Origin of the sequence: Micromonospora humi (assembly GCF_900090105.1) — a bacterium.
Lineage (GTDB): Bacteria > Actinomycetota > Actinomycetes > Mycobacteriales > Micromonosporaceae > Micromonospora > Micromonospora humi.
Window position 1 is genome coordinate 69,629 of the sequence record NZ_FMDM01000020.1, and the last position, 17,080, is coordinate 86,708.

Annotated in this window: 16 protein-coding genes and 3 pseudogenes; 5 read left to right on the plus strand and 14 right to left on the minus strand. The window is 73.4% G+C overall.

Features of this window, described 5'->3' with window-relative positions:
• The first annotated feature begins 84 nt into the window (after window positions 1-84).
• Window positions 85-873: a DUF4097 family beta strand repeat-containing protein gene (locus GA0070213_RS28310; RefSeq protein WP_245716587.1), complete on the plus strand. Its 789-nt coding sequence runs from the start codon at window positions 85-87 to the stop codon at window positions 871-873.
• Here GA0070213_RS28310 and GA0070213_RS28315 read toward each other — a convergent pair.
• The 10 genes and pseudogenes from GA0070213_RS28315 to GA0070213_RS28350 form a co-directional block, all read right to left on the minus strand.
• Window positions 860-2,044 (minus strand): acyltransferase family protein, encoded by a 1,185-nt coding sequence (locus GA0070213_RS28315; RefSeq protein WP_245716588.1) that lies wholly within the window; start codon window positions 2,042-2,044, stop codon window positions 860-862. The two genes, GA0070213_RS28310 and GA0070213_RS28315, sit on opposite strands and share 14 nt — an antisense overlap.
• A gap of 140 nt (window positions 2,045-2,184) precedes the next feature.
• On the minus strand, window positions 2,185-3,081 hold the full coding sequence (gene era, locus GA0070213_RS28320) for a GTPase Era (RefSeq protein WP_091071321.1): 897 nt from the start codon (window positions 3,079-3,081) through the stop codon (window positions 2,185-2,187).
• On the minus strand, window positions 3,078-3,464 hold the full coding sequence (locus tag GA0070213_RS28325) for a cytidine deaminase (RefSeq protein WP_091071324.1): 387 nt from the start codon (window positions 3,462-3,464) through the stop codon (window positions 3,078-3,080). The genes era and GA0070213_RS28325 overlap by 4 nt, the downstream gene beginning before the upstream one ends.
• Entirely contained in the window at window positions 3,457-4,854 is a 1,398-nt protein-coding gene (locus GA0070213_RS28330) for a hemolysin family protein (RefSeq protein WP_245716595.1), read from the minus strand. The genes GA0070213_RS28325 and GA0070213_RS28330 overlap by 8 nt, the downstream gene beginning before the upstream one ends.
• Window positions 4,830-5,303 carry an rRNA maturation RNase YbeY gene (gene ybeY / locus GA0070213_RS28335; protein ID WP_091071329.1) on the minus strand — a complete coding sequence of 158 codons (474 nt, stop codon included), beginning with the start codon at window positions 5,301-5,303 and terminating at the stop codon, window positions 4,830-4,832. The genes GA0070213_RS28330 and ybeY overlap by 25 nt, the downstream gene beginning before the upstream one ends.
• Window positions 5,304-5,321: 18 nt before the next feature.
• Window positions 5,322-5,684 (minus strand): annotated as a pseudogene (locus GA0070213_RS32365) (PhoH family protein); the annotation flags it as partial.
• A gap of 264 nt (window positions 5,685-5,948) precedes the next feature.
• Window positions 5,949-6,767: pseudogene (locus GA0070213_RS32710) on the minus strand (LAGLIDADG family homing endonuclease); the annotation flags it as partial.
• Window positions 6,756-7,451 (minus strand): annotated as a pseudogene (locus tag GA0070213_RS32375) (PhoH family protein); the annotation flags it as partial. The pseudogenes GA0070213_RS32375 and GA0070213_RS32710, both read right to left, overlap by 12 nt.
• Before the next feature lie 132 nt (window positions 7,452-7,583).
• The gene (locus GA0070213_RS28345) at window positions 7,584-8,960 is read right to left on the minus strand and encodes a serine hydrolase domain-containing protein (protein WP_091071334.1); all 1,377 of its coding nucleotides are present in this window, start codon (window positions 8,958-8,960) and stop codon (window positions 7,584-7,586) included.
• Between the two features lie 3 nt (window positions 8,961-8,963).
• Window positions 8,964-9,314, minus strand: a complete 351-nt coding sequence (locus GA0070213_RS28350; protein WP_091071336.1) for a histidine triad nucleotide-binding protein — start codon at window positions 9,312-9,314, stop codon at window positions 8,964-8,966.
• Window positions 9,315-9,351: 37 nt separating this feature from the next.
• Here GA0070213_RS28350 and GA0070213_RS28355 point away from each other — a divergent pair, with 37 nt between their 5' ends.
• Entirely contained in the window at window positions 9,352-10,113 is a 762-nt protein-coding gene (locus GA0070213_RS28355; protein WP_091071398.1) for an SDR family NAD(P)-dependent oxidoreductase, read from the plus strand.
• Between the two features lie 37 nt (window positions 10,114-10,150).
• On the plus strand, window positions 10,151-11,062 hold the full coding sequence (ppk2, locus tag GA0070213_RS28360; protein WP_091071338.1) for a polyphosphate kinase 2: 912 nt from the start codon (window positions 10,151-10,153) through the stop codon (window positions 11,060-11,062).
• A gap of 9 nt (window positions 11,063-11,071) precedes the next feature.
• Here the strand turns inward: ppk2 and GA0070213_RS28365 are convergent, their stop codons facing one another.
• The 3 genes from GA0070213_RS28365 to hrcA form a co-directional block, all read right to left on the minus strand.
• On the minus strand, window positions 11,072-11,806 hold the full coding sequence (locus tag GA0070213_RS28365; RefSeq protein WP_091071340.1) for a 16S rRNA (uracil(1498)-N(3))-methyltransferase: 735 nt from the start codon (window positions 11,804-11,806) through the stop codon (window positions 11,072-11,074).
• A 1-nt stretch (window position 11,807) separates the two neighbouring features.
• The gene (gene dnaJ, locus GA0070213_RS28370) at window positions 11,808-12,950 is read right to left on the minus strand and encodes a molecular chaperone DnaJ (protein ID WP_175441538.1); all 1,143 of its coding nucleotides are present in this window, start codon (window positions 12,948-12,950) and stop codon (window positions 11,808-11,810) included.
• Window positions 12,951-13,023: 73 nt separating this feature from the next.
• The gene (hrcA, locus tag GA0070213_RS28375) at window positions 13,024-14,049 is read right to left on the minus strand and encodes a heat-inducible transcriptional repressor HrcA (protein WP_091071346.1); all 1,026 of its coding nucleotides are present in this window, start codon (window positions 14,047-14,049) and stop codon (window positions 13,024-13,026) included.
• Between the two features lie 210 nt (window positions 14,050-14,259).
• Here hrcA and GA0070213_RS28380 point away from each other — a divergent pair, with 210 nt between their 5' ends.
• On the plus strand, window positions 14,260-14,883 hold the full coding sequence (locus GA0070213_RS28380) for a DUF4870 domain-containing protein (RefSeq protein WP_091071349.1): 624 nt from the start codon (window positions 14,260-14,262) through the stop codon (window positions 14,881-14,883).
• A 39-nt stretch (window positions 14,884-14,922) separates the two neighbouring features.
• Here the strand turns inward: GA0070213_RS28380 and hemW are convergent, their stop codons facing one another.
• The gene (hemW, locus tag GA0070213_RS28385) at window positions 14,923-16,146 is read right to left on the minus strand and encodes a radical SAM family heme chaperone HemW (protein ID WP_175441539.1); all 1,224 of its coding nucleotides are present in this window, start codon (window positions 16,144-16,146) and stop codon (window positions 14,923-14,925) included.
• A 19-nt stretch (window positions 16,147-16,165) separates the two neighbouring features.
• Here hemW and GA0070213_RS28390 point away from each other — a divergent pair, with 19 nt between their 5' ends.
• Complete coding sequence (locus tag GA0070213_RS28390) at window positions 16,166-16,951, plus strand: enoyl-CoA hydratase-related protein (RefSeq protein WP_091071401.1); 786 nt, start codon at window positions 16,166-16,168, stop codon at window positions 16,949-16,951.
• The last annotated feature ends 129 nt before the right edge of the window (window positions 16,952-17,080 follow it).

The window sequence follows — 17,080 nt, forward strand, 5'->3', positions numbered from 1 at the left end:
GGTGTGATCTCAGGGTCGGATCGGGGTGGACCGGTGGCCCATCCCCGATGTGCCGGCCGCCCCGCCGGACCTAGGGTTCTGGCCATGGCTTCGCTCCGAACGGGTCGTGCGGTGATGGCCGCGACCGCCGCCGCCACACTCATCGTGCTCGCCGGGTGTGACACCCTGTCGTTCCGCCGGCTCGACTACGACCAGACCGAACGCGCGAAGGTCACCCGGATCACCGTGGACGACGGCGGCTCGGGCGACGTGACGATCCGGGGCAACGGTCCCGCCGACCAGGTGAAGATCAAGCGCACGGTGCGTTACCAGGGCGGCGAGCCGGAGAGCCGCTACGAGCTCAAGGGCGACGAGTTGGTGCTGCCCACCGACTGCGGCCACCGGTGCAGCATCTCCTGGGAGGTGACCGCGCCGAAGGGCGTGGCGGTGCGCGGTGGCACCGGCTCCGGCAACGTCGACCTCACCGACGTCGGGGCCGTGGAGTTCACGCTCAGCTCCGGCGACCTCACCATCAGCGGGGCGACCGGTGAGGTGCGCGCCGACACCACGTCGGGCAACATCCGGCTGGTCGAGGTGGGCGGACCGGTCCGGCTGCGGGCCAAGTCGGGCGACATCGAGGCCCGCCGGCTCGCCTCCACGGTCGACGCGGAGGCCACCTCGGGCAACCTCACGGTCGAGCTGGACCAGCCGGCCCCGGCCCGGCTGCACGCCACCAGCGGCAACGTCGACCTGGCCGTGCCGGACGGCCGCTACCGGGTGCGGGCCGACGCCAGGTCGGGCGACACCGACGTGCAGGTGACGAACGACCCGGGCGCGTCCCTGCTGCTCGACGTCTCCGCCACCAGCGGCAACGTCACCGTCACGGGTCGCTGAGCGAGCCGCCGCTCCCCCGCCGGGCGCGCTCCGGCCAGGCGACCCGGTCGGCGGACTCGGGGCTCCGGCGCGGCGCCGGCGCCCGGACCCCGGCGCCGACCAGCCCGCCCGCCGCGCCGGCCGGGGCCGGGCTCGCCGGCGCGTCGGCCGCCCGATCGGCCACGGACCGCCGTGGCTTGCCCGGCACGAGCTCGGGGGTACGCCGGGCGGCCACGTCCTCGACCCAGCCGACCAGCAACGTCACCACCCCGACCAGCGCGAAGACCAGGACCACCCGCAGCCACAGGCCGACCGGGTCGGTGGTCGACCAACCCACCAGGCCCACCAGCGGGGTGAGCGCCACCACGAACGGCATGTGCCACAGATAGATCGTCAGCGCCCGCCGGTTCACCACGGTCACCGCCCGGCCGAGCACCGGGACGCGGTCGACCCAGGCCGCGCCGGTCGGCGCCCGGCCGATCGCCACCAGGATGAACGCGGTCGCCCAGAGCGCGTTGCCGAGCGGGATGTCGTTGATGTCGTACCCCCGCGGGCCGGGGTGGGTGACGATCCAGGCCAGCCCGGCCGCGCCCACCACCGCGGCGAGCGGCAGCAGCACCCGGTTGCGCGTCCGCCGCAGCAGCCCGTCGTGGTGGGCGAAACCGAGCAGCCAGGCACCGAAGTAGAGACCGAACTCGCGCAGCACGGTCGGCGGGTTCGGCAGGATCCCGAACTCGATCGCGGCGAGCAGCGCGTACGGGGCGGCGAGCGTGGGCAGCGGTGCCCGCCGGAACAGCCAGAGCGCCAGCGGCGAGGCGAGCACGAACCACAGGTAGTCCCGCAGGTACCAGATCGGGCTGAGCGCCAGCCCACCCCAGTAGTTGGCCGGCGGGTCACTGATCGGGAAGAGCCAGAGCAGCACCTTCGGGCTGAACGGCAGCCCGGTGAACAGCATCGCCGGCACGAAGACCGCGGCGAGCACCCAGAGCGAGGGCAGCAGGCGCCGCAGCCGGCGCCCGACCGCACGCACCCCGCTGCGGTCCAGCGACGCGGCCATCAGCGACCCGGCCAACGCGAACATCACCGCCATCGCCGGGAACACCAGCGTGAGCGAGGCGTAACCGGTGACGTGGTAGGTGACGACGCGCAGGATGGCCAGGAAGCGAAGCAGGTCGAGGTAGCGGTTTCGCATCAGCTCGCGGCAGGGCTCGGGGGCAGAGGAACAAGCTCCTACCCTGCTCCGGCGAGCTGTGAAACGTGTAAAGACGCCCGGTCAAGGTGAGATGCCCCATAGGCCTGGCTGAACCTGACCACCGGCCCGCCGCCCCGGCGTCAGAAGCCGAGCTTGCGCAGCTGCTTCGGGTCGCGCTGCCAGTCCTTCGCCACCCGCACGTGCAGATCCAGATAGACCCGGGTGCCCAGCAGCTCCTCGATCTGCCGGCGCGCCGTGCTCCCCACGTGCTTGAGCCGACTGCCCCGGTGACCGATCACGATCGCCTTCTGACTGGACCGCTCCACGTAGAGATCCGCGTAGATCTTCGTGAGGTTACCCTCCGGGATCATCTCCTCCACCACCACCGCGATGGAGTGCGGCAGCTCGTCCCGTACCCCCTCCAGCGCGGCCTCCCGGACCAGCTCGGCGACGAGCACCTGCTCCGGGTCGTCGGTGAGCATGTCGTCCGGGTAGAGCTGCGGCGACTCCGGCAGGTAGTCGGTCATCACGTCGACGAGCGTGTCGACCTGGTGCCCGGAGACCGCGCTCACCGGCACCACGGCCGCGAAGTCGGCCAGCTCGCTGACCGCGAGCAACTGCTCGGCCAGTCGCTTCTTGTCCACCAGGTCGGTCTTGGTGACCACGGCGAGCACGGTCGCCTTCAGGCTGGACAGCTCGCCGGTGATGAACCGGTCGCCCCGGCCGACCGGCTCGTTCGCCGGGACGCAGAGCCCGATCACGTCGACCTCGCTCCAGGTCTCCCGGACCAGGTCGTTCAGGCGCTCGCCGAGCAGCGTGCGGGGACGGTGCAGACCCGGCGTGTCGACCAGCACGAGCTGCGACTCCGGCCGGTGCAGCACCGCCCGGATGATGTGCCGGGTGGTCTGCGGCTTGCTCGACGTGATCGCGATCTTGGTGCCGACGATCGCGTTGGTCAACGTCGACTTACCGGCGTTCGGCCTACCGACGAAACAGGCGAAACCGGCACGATAGGGGCGCATCTCCGGCGAGGTCACTCGACCACCGTGCCGAGGACGGCGCCGTCCGGCGCGGCCACGTGGATCGGCGCGTCGGCGGAGAGGTCACGCACCGCGGCGTGCCCGGCCCCGTCGAGCGTCGACGCCTCCGTCACCACCACCGCCGCCTCCAGCCGGCTCGCGCCGGCAGCCACCGCCGAGGCGACCGCCAACTGGAGCGCGGTCAGGGTCAACGACGGCAGCGCGACGCTCGCCGCCGCGTATGTCCGGCCGTCCTGGTCACGGACCGCCGCGCCCTCCACGGCCCCCACCCGGCCGCGCGCGCCCCGGGCCAGGACGACGAGCTTGCCGTCCTCCGCGCTCAGCTCGGCCGGATCGGCGGGGGTGGGCAGTGCGGCCGGCACGGCGGCTGACTCAGGCATCGGCGGGTTGCCTCTCCTCGGAACGGTTGGGACTGCCACGGGACTCGGCCGGCCCCACGCCCTCCGGCGCGGAACCCGGCCCGGCCCGGCTCACCAGGACGGTGTCGATCCGGTTGCGCCGGCCGGTGGTGCCCTCGGCGACCAGGCTCAGGCCGGCCACCTCGGCCCCGGAGCCCGGGATGGGCACCCGGCCGAGCGCCTGGGCGAGCAGGCCACCGACCGTCTCCACCTCGTCGGTGGGCAGCTCGGTGTCGAACAGCTCGCCCAGATTCTCCACCGGCAGCCGGGCGGTCACCCGCACGGCCCCGTCCGGCAGGTGCTCCACCGGTGGGCGTTCGACATCGTACTCGTCGGTGATCTCACCGACGATCTCCTCCAGGATGTCCTCGATGGTGACCAGGCCGCCGGTGCCGCCGTACTCGTCGACCACGATGACCAGGTGGTTGCGGGCCGCCTGCATCTCGGAGAGCAGATCGTCCACCGGCTTGGACTCCGGCACGAACGTCGCCGGACGCATCAGCTCGGCCACCGGCATCTGCCGCGCCCCCCGATCGCCCTGGGTGCGCCGGATCAGATCCTTGAGGTAGAGCACCCCGAGCACGTCGTCGACGTTCTCGCCGATCACCGGGATGCGGGAGAACCCGGAGCGCAGGAACAACGCCAGCGCCTGGGCCAGCGACTTGCGCTCCTCGATCCACACCATCTCGGTGCGCGGCACCATCACCTCCCGGGCGATGGTGTCGCCGAGCGCGAAAACCGAGTGGATCATCTGGCGTTCGCCGTGCTCCACCACACCGCGCTGCTCGGCCAGGTCCACCAGCTCTCGCAGCTCCACCTGGGTGGCGAACGGCCCCTCGCGGAATCCCTTGCCCGGCGTGACCGCGTTGCCGATCAGGATCAGCAGCGACGCCAGCGGGTTGAGCGCCCGACCCAGCCAGCGCACCAGCGGCGCGACCGCCCGGCCGACCGCGTACGCGTGCTGCCGGCCCAACGTGCGCGGCGCGACACCGACCACCACGAAGCTCACCACCGTCATCGCCCCGGCGGTCACCAACGCCGCCCGCCAGCCGGCGCCGAACGTGTCGACCGCCACCAGCGCGACGAGCGTGGTCGCGGTCAGCTCGGCCAGCAGGCGGAGCAGGAGCAGCAGGTTGAGGTGGCGCACCACGTCACCGGCGACCGCCTGGAGGGCGCGCGCACCCCGGGCCCCGTCCCGGGCCAACTCGGCGGCACGCGCCGGGGAGACCGCGGCCAGCGCCGCCTCCGTCATCGCGATCAGGCCGGCGAGCACCACCAGCCCGGCGCCGAAGAACAGGAGCTGGAGATCGGGCAGACCGGCCGGGGCGCCGGCCGCGAGAGGAACCATCACCGCGACCGGGTCGACCGCCAGCTGGCCAGCAGCCGGGCCTGGAGACCGAACATCTCCCGCTCCTCCTCCGGCTCGGCGTGGTCGTAGCCGAGCAGGTGCAGCACGCCGTGCACGGTGAGCAGGTGCAACTCGTCGGCGGCGGAGTGCCCGGCGGTGGCCGCCTGCTTGGCCGCCACCTCCGGGCAGAGCACGATGTCGCCGAGCAGGGCCGGCTCGCCGCCGGCCGGGGCGCTCTCGCCCGGCCCGTGGTCGACGCTGCCCTCGTCCATGGGGAAGGCGAGCACGTCGGTCGGGCCGTCCCCACCCATCCAGCGGTGGTTCAGCTCCGACATGTATTCGATGTCGACCAGCAGCACGGACAGCTCGGCGAGGGGGTTGACCCCCATCTCGTCGAGGGCGTGCCGGGCGACGGCGAGCACGGCGTCGGTGTCGACGTCGGCGCCGGACTCGTTGGCGATCTCGATGGACAACTGTCTTCCTCTGGTGGGTTAGCGGCGCCGGCCGGCCCGGCCGCCCTGGGCGGTGCGCCCCGGCACGGCGTGCACGCTCTGCGCCTGCTGGTTCTCCCGCTCGGCGTCCCAGCGGGCGTACGCGTCGACGATCTCGCCCACCAGCTTGTGGCGAACCACGTCCGAGCTGGAGAGCTGGGCGAAGTGCACGTCCTCGACGTTGTTCAGGATCTCCCGGACCACCCGCAGGCCGCTGCTCGTCCCGCCGGGAAGGTCCACCTGGGTGATGTCGCCGGTGACCACGATCTTCGAGTTGAAGCCGAGCCGGGTGAGGAACATCTTCATCTGCTCGGGCGTGGTGTTCTGCGCCTCGTCCAGGATGATGAACGCGTCGTTGAGCGTGTTGTGGGTGACCAGGAAGTCGTCGGTGACGTAGAGCGAGTCCTCCGCCGCGACCTGGATGCACATCGTCTCCTGCACCCCGGCCGGGACGATCGAGTCGATGAACCGCATGGGTCGGCCACCGCCGTGCTCGTCGTAGAGCCGGCGCTTGCGCGACAGGCGGAACGGCGCGACACCGGCCGGAAGACGAATCTCCACGACGTAGGCGTCGGAACGGTACGGAACCGGACGGCCCTTCGCCAGGCCGGGCTTGCGGCCCTCGGCCGGGCGGACCCGCGCCGTGGCCACCCCGCCGAGCGACTCGACCAGATGGACCACGTCGTCGCACAGTCGAGCCGACGTGCTCGTGTACTGCACGCGGCAGGTGCGTCCGGCCTGGGTGACCGGCCCGCCGTCGGTGTCCAGCAGCCCTTGCAGGACCGCGAGCCGGACGCCGACGCTGTTGTTCTTGTAGACCTCGGGGACGAACTTCGTGCCCGACTTCGCTCCGGCCAAGCCCAACTCGCGGAGGGCCGCCGTCACCGGGTTGACCACGATCACGCCGCCGCGGTGCCCGTTGACGTGCCGGAGGACGTAGTCGTAGTCGTTCTTGCGGACCAGCTGGATGTCGACCAGCGCCTCCTCCAGCGCGGTCGCCAGCTCCGGGTCGGCGGTGGAGAAGGCCGGCGTGGTGCGGCACGAGATCGAGCCGTCACCCAGCAGCAGCCCGAGCGCGTACGGGTCGAGCGAAACCGGCCTCGGCTCCATCTGCACCGGCGCGACGAGCGGCAGTTCGTAGCGGCGGGTGTGACCCCGCCACTCCTTGCCGATCATCTCCTGCGTCTCGATCGTTCGCCGCCGGCCACGCCGCTTGTCGTCAGGCGTGGCGACGGTCCACAGGTGCTCGCCGCAGCAGAGCGTGGACGCCCCGTCCTGGGTGGTGACCCGGTAGACCTGCTTCGGGCCCTGCGGGTAGATGCCGATCACCGGCGTGGGCGTCCCGTTCGAGCCGATGACCAGGTCACCGACCTGGAGCGACCCGAACGGCGTGAACCCTTCCGGGGTCAGCACCCGGGCGTCGTACGGCTGCGCCCGGCCCCGCATGTATGCCAGCGGCGCGACCTCGATCGTGCCGGCGGCCATCAGCTTCGGGATGGACTCCGGGTCGAGCATGTCGTGCAGCGCGTCGTAGAGCGGGCGCAGGTAGGGGTCGATCTTCTCGTTCAGGGTGCCGGGCAGGAAGCCGAGCCGCTCGCCCGCCTCGACCGCCGGCCGGGTCAGGATGATCCGGTTGACCTGCTTGGCCTGGAGCGCCTGGACGGCCTTCGCCATGGCCAGGTAGGTCTTGCCGGTGCCGGCCGGACCGATCCCGAAGACGATGGTGTGCGAGTCGATCGCGTCGACGTAGCGCTTCTGCCCGAGCGTCTTGGGACGGATGGTGCGGCCGCGGCGGGAGAGGATGTTGAGCGTCAGGACCTCGGCGGGCCGCTCGGCGCTGCCCTGCTCGAGCATGCCGACGGTACGCCGGACGGCGTCTGTGGTCAGGGTCTCGCCTTTCTCGATCAACTCGAGGAGCTCACTGAAGAGGCGCTCGGCGAGAGCGTTGTCGGCGGGCGCACCGGTGATGGTGATCTCGTTGCCGCGCACGTGGACGTCGCTGGTGACCGAACGTTCGACGAGTCGCAGGATCTCGTCGCCCGCGCCGAGCAGGTTCACCATGATCTTCGGGTCGGAGACCGTGATCCTGGTCTGCGCCCGGGGCGGGCCGGGAGGTGGGGTGCCGGTCATAGGTCGGGCCGGGGGGCCCTGCGCCACCTGCTCTCCGATCTCGGCGCCGGGCCCTGCTGGCGCGGCGTGCGGTAGCTCCCATCGTATCGGGTCGACACCGCACGCACCGCGCCCATTTCCGGTGCCCGGCGGTCAGCCGCCGGCCCGGAAGTCGTAGCCGTCGAACGTCTCCTGCCGCCGGGTGAAACGGTAGGTCGCCCAGTGCATCCGGACCACCACCCCGCGCTCGTCCCGGGTGAGCCGGAGCAGCTCGCCCACCTCCCGCCCGGAGACCGTGCGGAACACGTCCGGCCGCTCCGGCAGCGGCGCGAACACCGCCGGCGACTTCCCAGCCGGGTCGTCCGCACCCCGGGCCCGCAGCGCCCCGTCGTGCCAGGAGAAGACGTACTCGAAGCCCTCGCCCCACCAGCGGCCCAGCATGCCGCGCAGGTGCGCGGGCCCGGGCGGGCCGGGACGCCACGGCTCGATCTCGGCCGGGTCGTGCTCGGCGGCGGCGGCGAGCAGCGCGTGGGGCAGGTCGAGCACCTCCACCCCGGCGCCGGACGAGCCGAGCACCGCGCAGCCCATGGCGCCGGCCGTGCCCTCCCCGCCGCGCCGGCCGTATACGGCGGCCAGGAAACCGGGCATCGCGCCGTCGTGCCCCACGTGGGTCACCCGGTCCGGCTGCGGCACCAGGATCAGCCCGAGGCCGAAGCCGGCCGACCAGAGCGACTCGTCGGTCGTGGTGAGCGGCCAGCGCATCTCCTCGACGGTCGCCGGGGCGAGCACCGCGCCGGCCGGGTCGAGCGCGGTCGGGTCGGCCAGGAAGGCCGCCCAGCGGGCCATGTCCGGCGCGGTGCTCCAGAGCTGGGCGGCCGGCGCCACCGCGCCGAAGTCGGTGGGCGGCTCCGGGTGCGCCTCGTCGGAGTAGGCGTCGACCAGATGCCCGGTGGCCGCCCGCTCCCCCGGCCCGGTGGCGGTGGCGGTCAGCCCGAGCGGGACGAGCACCCGCTCGGCGAGCACCTCGGCCCAGCTGCCGCCGCGCCGCCGGGCGACCAGCTCGCCGAGCAGCGCCATGCCCAGGTTGGAGTAGTGGAAGCGACGGCCGGTGGGCAGCACCCGCTCCGCCCGGGCCAGGTCGGCCAGCAACTCGTCGACGCCCGGCGCGCGCAGGCTGTCCCACACGTCGCCGTGCGGCTCGCGTTGCAGGCCGGCGGTGTGTGACAGCAACCGACGCACGGTCAGTTCGCCGTGCGCGGGCAGGTCGAGGTGCCGCCCGACCGGGTCGTCCAGGTCGAGCAGGCCGTCGTCGCGGCACTGCATGACCAGCACCGCGGTGAACGTCTTGGTGACCGAGCCGATCCGGAAGACGGTCTCCGGGTCGAGCGGGGTGTCGTTGCCGGTGCCGCCCACCGCGCAGGTCCAGAGCGGCCGGTCCGCCCGGTGCAGGGCCGCCGACACGGCCGGGATGCGCCCCTTGGCCTGGGCCCGGCGCACCATCCGGCCGAGCCGGTCGGAGATCGGGGGCACCGGTCAGCGGCAGAGCATCGGGCCCAGCGGCGCCCCGCCGAGCAGGTGGGCGTGCACGTGGAAGACCTCCTGGCCGCCGTACGGGCCGGTGTTGAACATGAGCCGGAACCCGTCCACCGTCAGGCCCTCCTCCTCGGCCACCAGCGCGGCGGTGTTGAGCAGCTCACCGGCGAGCGTCGGGTCGCCCTGCGCCAGCGTGGCCACGTCCACGTAGTGCTCCTTGGGGATCACCAGCACGTGGGTGGGCGCCTTCGGGTCGATGTCCCGGAAGGCCAGGGTGGTGGCGGTCTCACGGACGATGGTGGCCGGGATCTCCCCGGCGACGATCCGGCAGAACAGGCAGTCGACTCCCATCGCAGCAGTGTAAGGAACGTACGGCAGGATGGCCGGCATGGCGGGACGGGCGGTGCTGGTGACGGGGGCCTCGCGGGGCATCGGGCGGGCGGTGGCGCGGGCGTTCGCGGCCGGCGGGGACCGGGTCGCGGTCCACCACCGGGACTCCGCCGACCTGGCCGAGGCGCTCCGCGCCGAGCTGCCCGGCGACGGGCACGTGGTGGTCCGCGCCGACCTGGCCGACCCGGACGCGGTCCGGACCATGGTGGACGCCGCCGCCGGGCTGCTCGGCGGGCTCGACGTGCTCGTCAACAACGCCGGCGTGTTCGGGCCGGCCGACCCGCCGCACCCGGTCTTCGAGAGCAGCTACGAGCAGTGGCGGGCGCGCTGGCGGGAGGTGCTCGACACCAACCTGGTCGGCGCCGCGAACGCGTCCTGGTGCGCCGCCCAACACATGCGGGAGCGAGGCGGACGGATCGTCAACGTCTCCTCCCGGGGCGCGTTCCGGGGCGAGCCGGCCAACCCGGCGTACGGGGCCAGCAAGGCGGGGATGAACGCGATGGCGCAGTCGCTGGCGGTGGCCCTGGCGCCGTACGGCATCGGGGTGGCCTGCGTCGCGCCGGGCTTCGTGGCGACCGACATGACCAACGAGCACCTCAAGAGCGAGCGCGGCGAGGCGGTGCGGGCGCAGTCGCCGTTCCGTCGGGTGGCCCGCCCGGAGGAGATCGCGGCGGCGGTGCACTGGCTGGCCAGCCCGGAGGCCGAGTGGGCCGCCGGCACCATCGTCGACCTGAACGGCGCGTCCTACCTGCGGAGCTGACGCGTCGAAACCGGGTGGCGGGGTAGGTACCCCGGGTATGGCCGACACCGAGCTGCTGGACATCTCCGCCGACTACCGCGTGGTCGACGGGCACGACGACGACCCCGTGCTGCTGCGGCCGGACGGCAGCCCGGTCCAGACGTGGCGTGACGACTACCCGTACGAGCAGCGCCTCGACCGGGACGAGTACGACCACCAGAAGCGGCTGCTGCAGATCGAACTGCTCAAGCTCCAGGACTGGATCAAGGACTCCGGCGAGCGGCTGGTGATCCTCTTCGAGGGTCGCGACGCCGCCGGCAAGGGCGGCACCATCAAGCGCTTCATGGAGCACCTCAACCCCCGCGGCGCGAGCGTCGTCGCCCTGGTCAAGCCGGACGAGCGGGAGGCCGGCCAGTGGTATTTCCAGCGCTGGCTGGCCCACCTGCCGACCGCCGGCGAGATCGTGCTCTTCGACCGGTCCTGGTACAACCGGGCCGGCGTGGAACGGGTGATGGGCTTCTGCTCCCGCAACGAGTACCTGGAGTTCCTGCGGCAGGCCCCCGACCTGGAACGGATGCTGGTCCGCTCCGGGATCCGGCTGGTCAAGTTCTGGTTCTCGGTGTCCCGCAACGAGCAGCGCACCCGGTTCGTGGTGCGCAAGGTGGATCCGGTGCGGCAGTGGAAGCTGTCTCCGATGGACCTGGCCTCACTCGACCGCTGGGACGAGTACACCGAGGCCAAGGAGGCGATGTTCTTCTGGACCGACACCGCTGACGCGCCGTGGACGGTGGTGAAGAGCAACGACAAGAAGCGGGCCCGGCTGGAGGCGATGCGGCACGTGCTGCACCGGTTCGACTACGACGGCAAGGACGTCGACGTGGTCGGCACGCCCGACCCGCTGATCATCGGCCCGGCGGGCCTGGACCTGGGCCCCGAGGACCAGCCGGTGCCGATCTTCCCGCGCCCCTGAGCCGAGGGCCTACCAGCGGCCCAGGCGGGTGGCGAGCACGCTGAGCGCGGCGACCCCGGCGGTGGAGGTGCGCAGCACTGACGGGCCCAGGCGGACGGTGCGGGCGCCGGCCTCGCGGAACGCGGCCAGCTCCGGCTCGGCGATGCCGCCCTCGGGGCCGACCACCAGGACGATCTCGCCGGTCGACGGCAGCTCGGCGGTGGTGAGCCGCTCGTCGGCCTCCTCGTGCAGCACGAAGGTCGCGGCGGCGCCGCCGATCCGTCGCGCCACGGTGGCGGTGGACTCGTCCGGGGAACCGGCCACCACCGGCAGCCACGGGCGGCGGGCCTGCTTGGCCGCCTCCCGGGCGGTGGCGGCCCACTTCTCCCGGGCCCGTACGCCCCGGTCGCCGCGCCACTGGGCCACCGAGCGGGACGCGGCCCAGGGCACGATCTCGTCCACCCCGACCTCGGTCATCGCCTGCACGGCCAGCTCACCCCGGTCGCCCTTGGCGATCCCCTGCACCACGACCAGCCGGGGGACGCACGCGTCGGCGTACCCCCGGTCGGTGATCCGCAGGTCGAGGGCGCCCCGGCCGACGGCGGTGACCACCGCGGCGGCGGTGCCGCCCCGGCCGTCGGCGAGCAGCAGCTCCTGGCCGACGCGCAGCCGTTGCACGGTGGCCGCGTGGTGGCCCTCCGGGCCGTCCAGCGTCACCGTGTCACCGGTGGGCAGCGCCTCGACCAGGAACAGCGGCGCCGACACCTCAGGCGTGCCCGTTGAACGCGTCGCGCATCCGGGAGAAGAAGCCGCCCTGCTTGGTCAGCTCGGCGACCTCCTCGCCCCGGGTCTTGGCGAAGTCGCGCAGCATCCGCTCCTGGTCGGCGTCGAGCTTGGTCGGGGTGCGCACGTCCAGGTGGACGTAGAGGTCGCCCCGGCCGGTGCCGCGCAGGTGCGGCACGCCGCGGGCGCGCAGCCGCAGCGTGCTGCCGGGCTGGGTGCCCGGCTTGACGTCGACGACCTCCTCGCTGTCGAGCGTCTTGATGGTCAGCCGGGTGCCGAGCGCGGCGGCGGTCATCGGCACGGTCACCCGGCAGTGCAGGTCGTCGCCCTTGCGGGAGTAGACGTCGTGGGTCCGCTCGTGGATCTCGACGTAGAGGTCGCCGGCGGTGCCACCGCCCGGGCCGACCTCGCCCTGCTGGGCCAGCCGGATCCGCATGCCGTCCTCGACGCCGGCCGGGATCTTGACGGTCAGCGACCGGCGGGTACGCACCCGGCCGTCGCCGGCGCAGGTCGGGCAGGGGTGCGGGATCGTGGTGCCGTAGCCCTGGCAGACGGTGCACGGCCGGGCGGAGACCACCTGGCCGAGGAACGTCCGCTGCACCGACTGCACCTCACCCCGGCCGCCGCACGCCTCGCAGGTGGCCAGGTGGGTGCCGGCGGCGGTGCCGGCACCGGAGCAGGTGGTGCAGAGCACCGCGGTGTCGACGGTGATCGGCGCCTCGACGCCGAACGCGGTCTCGTTGAGGTCCAGCTCCAGGCGCAGGATCGCGTCGGCGCCCGGCCGGGTGCGCGGCCGGGGTCCCCGGCTGCCGCCCGCGGCGCCGCCGAAGAACGCGTCCATGATGTCCTGGAAGCCGACGAACGGGCCGGCCCCGCCCGGGCCGCCCGGGCCCGCGCCACCGCCGCCCGGGGCGAGCGGGTCGCCACCCAGGTCGACGATCTGCCGCTTCCGGTCGTCCGAGAGGACCTCGTACGCGGCGTTGATGTCCTTGAACTTCTCCTGTGCCTCCGGGTCCGGATTCACGTCCGGGTGGTACTGCCGCGCCAGCTTGCGGTAGGCACGCTTGATGTCGTCGTCGGAGGCGTCCCGGCTCACGCCGAGAATGCCGTAGTAGTCCCTGGCCACTGGGTTCGGTGTCCTCATGTTCGTCTCGCGTCTCGCCGGTCGTCGGCCGCAGCCGACCGTCGGCCCTGACTGGTCAGTTCTGGGCCAGCAGCTCGCCCACGTAGCGTGCCACGGCCCTTACCATGGCGATATTGCCGGGGTAGTCCATCCGGGTCGGTCCGAGCACGCCGAGCCCGCCGACGATGGTGGCGCCCGGGCCGTATCCGGTGCTGACCACCGAGGCGGCCCGCAGGTTGTCGATCTCGTTCTCGTCGCCGATGAGCACCCGGGTGGCGTTGCTCGGTTCCGTCTCGCCGATCAGCTTGAGCAGCACGACCTCCTCCTCGAGCGCCTCGAGGATGGGCCGCAGCGAACCCTGGAAGTCGAGCAGGCCGCCCCGGGTCAGGTTGGCGGTGCCGGCCAGCGCGATCCGCTCCTCGTGCCGTTCGACGAGCGTCTCCAGCAGCACCGTGGAGAGCGTGGTCATGGCCGGGCGCAGGTGCGTCGCGGACTCCTCGACCAGCGCCTGCACCAGCGGCGGCGTCTCGGCGAGCTGGCTGCCGACCAGCTTCTCGTTGACCAGCCGGCGCAGGTCGGTCACGTCCTCGGCGGGGACCGGGGCGGGCAGCTCGACCAGCCGCTGCTCGACCCGCCCGGTGTCGGCGATCATGACGACCATCAGCCGGGTGGTGGAGATCGGCACCAGCTCCAGGTGGCGCACCTTGGACCGGGCCAGGCTGGGGTATTGCACCACCGCGACCTGCCGGGTGAGCTGGGCCAGCAGCCGGACCGTGCGGTGCACCACGTCGTCGAGGTCGACCGCGCCGACCAGGAAACGCTCGATCGCCCGGCGCTCGGCCGGGCTGAGCGGCTTGACCCGGGAGAGCCGGTCGACGAAGAGGCGGTAGCCGCGGTCGGTGGGCACCCGGCCGGCGCTGGTGTGCGGCTGCCGGATGTAGCCCTCCTCCTCCAGCACCGCCATGTCGTTGCGCACCGTCGCCGGCGAGACGCCGAGCTGGTGCCGTTCGACCAGGGCCTTGCTGCCCACCGGCTCCTGCGTGGCCACGTAGTCCTCGACGATGGCGCGCAGCACGGCGAGCTTGCGGTCGTCGAGACCCATCTCCCCCACCTCCTGACGCACCTCGGCCGGACGACGCGCGGCATCCGCCGGGCGGCTGGCACTCGACTGTAGCGAGTGCCAGTCTACGTCGGCACCCCCGCGGACGCGATGATCAGTGACGCACCCCCGGTCCGGCCCGCCGGTACGGCCCGCCGCGCCGGGGCCGAACAGCCCTGGTGCCGCTTGCTCCCGGGACCTACCGTGACGTGCATGACTGAACCTCCTCGCCCGCCCGGAGCGGGGGACCCCAACCCCCAGCCCGACCCGACCGCGCCGTCGGCCCCCTACGGCTCGTCGCCGACCGACGAGCCACCCACCGCACCACTGTCCGGGCCTCCGGGCGGAGGCGGCTATCCCCCGCCCGGTGGCTATCCGCCCCCGGGCGGCCAGCCTCCGGCGGGTGGCTATCCGCCGCCGGGTGGCGGCGCCCCGGGCTACGGGGCCGGTTACCCCGCCGGCGCCGGCTACGGCCCGGCCGCCTACGCCAACAACGACGAGAAGACCTGGGCCCTGGTCGCGCACTTCGGCGGCGCCGCCGGCGTGATCATCGGTGGCGGCCTCCTCGGCTGGGTCGCCCCGCTCGTCGCGCTGATGACCCGTGGGCAGCAGTCGCCGACCGTCCGCGCGCACGCGGTGGCGGCGCTGAACTTCCAGATCACCTGGGCCGTCGCCGGCGTGCTGGCCTGGGTGCTCACGCTGGTCACCTGCGGGATCCTGTTCTTCGTCCCGATGCTCGTCTGGCTCGTGCCGCTGATCTTCGGGATCATCGGCGGCGTCAAGGCGAACGACGGCGTGCTCTACCGCTACCCGATGAGCTACAGCTTCACCAAGTGACCCGGTCCGGTCGGCCGAGGTCTTCGGCCGACCGGCCGGTCAGGGCAGCAGGTCACGCACCACCGCGTCGGCCAGCAGCCGGCCGCGCAGCGTGAGCACGGCCCGACCCTCGGCGTACGCCCCGGCGTCGAGCAGCCCGCCCGCGCGGGCCCGCTCGGCGCCGGCGCGGCCGGCGGTGTCCAGCACGTCCAGCGGCAGCCCGGAGGCGAGCCGCAGCCGCAGCATCACGTCCTCCGTGTGCTGCTCGTCGCCGGTGAGCCGCTCCCGGGCCAGCGCGGGCGACGCGCCGGCCGCCAGCCGCTCCGCGTACGCCGCCGGGTGCTTGACGTTCCACCAGCGCACGCCGCCGACGTGGCTGTGCGCCCCCGGGCCCAGGCCCCACCAGTCGGCGCCGGTCCAGTAGAGCAGGTTGTGCCGGCACGCCGCCGCCTCGGACCGGGCCCAGTTGGACACCTCGTACCAGGAGAAACCGGCCGCGTGCAGCGCCGCCTCCGCGGCCAGGTAGCGGTCCGCCGCCACGTCGTCGGACGGGTACGGCAGCTCGCCCCGGCGCATCCGCGCGGCCAGCCGGGTGCCGTCCTCCACGATCAGGGCGTACGCGCTGACGTGGTCCACCCCCGCCTCGACCACCTGGGCCAGCGAGGCGGCGAAGTCGTCCGCCGTCTCCCCCGGCGTGCCGTAGATCAGGTCCAGGTTCACGTGCTCGAAGCCGGCGTCCCGCGCCTCCCGCGCGGCGGCGACCGCCCGGCCGGCGCTGTGCCGCCGGTCGAGCACCGCGAGCACCCCCGGCGCGGCCGACTGCATGCCCAGCGAGATCCGGGTGTAGCCGGCCGCGCGCAGCGTCTTCAGCGACTCCGGGGTCACCGACTCGGGGTTGGCCTCGGTGGTCACCTCGACGTCCGCCGCCAGCCCCCAGGTGCGGTCGATGCCGTCGAGAATCCGGGCCAGGTCGTCGGCGGGCAGCAGGGTGGGGGTGCCACCGCCGACGAAGACCGTGTCCACCCGCGGCGGCGGGGAGTCGCCCAGCACCCGGGCGGCGAGCGCCAGCTCGGCCAGCACGCTGTCGGCGTACGTCTCCCGGCTCACCCCGCCGCCCAGCTCGGCGGCGGTGTACGTGTTGAAGTCGCAGTAACCGCACCGGCTGGCGCAGAACGGGACGTGCACGTACACCCCGAAGCCGCGGGCGCCGACGGCGCGGCGGGCGGCAGCGGGCAGCGACCCGTCGCGCGGGACGGGTTCACCTTCTGGAAGGACGCCGGGCATGGCCACTAGTGTGCCCGGCATGACCTCTCCGGACGCTCTCGTGCGGGTCGCCACGGCCCGTGGGGTGACCACCCTCACCCTGGACAGCCCGCACAACCGCAACGCGCTCTCCACCCCGCTGATGACCCAGCTGCTGGCCGGGCTGGCCGCGGCGGTCGCCGACGACGCGGTCCGGGCGATAGTGCTGGACCACACCGGCCCGGTGTTCTGCTCCGGCGCCGACCTGAAGGAGACCGCCGCCGCGTACGCCGGCGGGTCGGTGCCGGCCGGGATGCTCGGCGACGTGCTGGTCGCCGTGCGGGAGTGCCCGAAGCCGGTGCTGGCGAAGGTGGCCGGGCCGGCCCGGGCCGGCGGGCTGGGCCTGATCGCCGCCGCCGACCTGGCGGTCTGCGCCGAGGCGGCCACGTTCGCGTTCACCGAGGTGCGGATCGGCGTGATCCCGGCGGTCATCTCGGCGACCGTGCTGCCCCGGCTGAGCCCGCGGGCCGCCGCCGAGCTCTACCTGACCGGCGACACCTTCGACGGGCGTCGGGCCGCCGAGATCGGCCTGGTCACCGCCGCGGTGCCGGCGGAGGGGCTGGACGACGCCGTGGCGCGCCTCTGCGCCTCGCTGGTGAAGGGGGCGCCGACCGCGCTGGCCGGGGCGAAGGAACTGCTGCGCCGGCCGGCCGCGACCGATCTGCGGGCGGAGATCGCCGAGTTGGCGGCGCTCTCCACCGGGTACTTCCTCTCCGCCGAGGGGCGGGAGGGGGTGCTCGCGTTCCGCGAGAAGCGCCCCGCCGCGTGGGTGCCCGCCGGAGAATGAAAGGCGGGGCCCCTTCTTAACGTATTCGGTATAGGCGGGGGCCCCTTTTAACAGCGACCCGTCACGGGGCGGTGACGCGGCGGCGAGCAGGCCGGTCGGCCGAGTCGGGAAGCGGTGCCGGCGACGTAC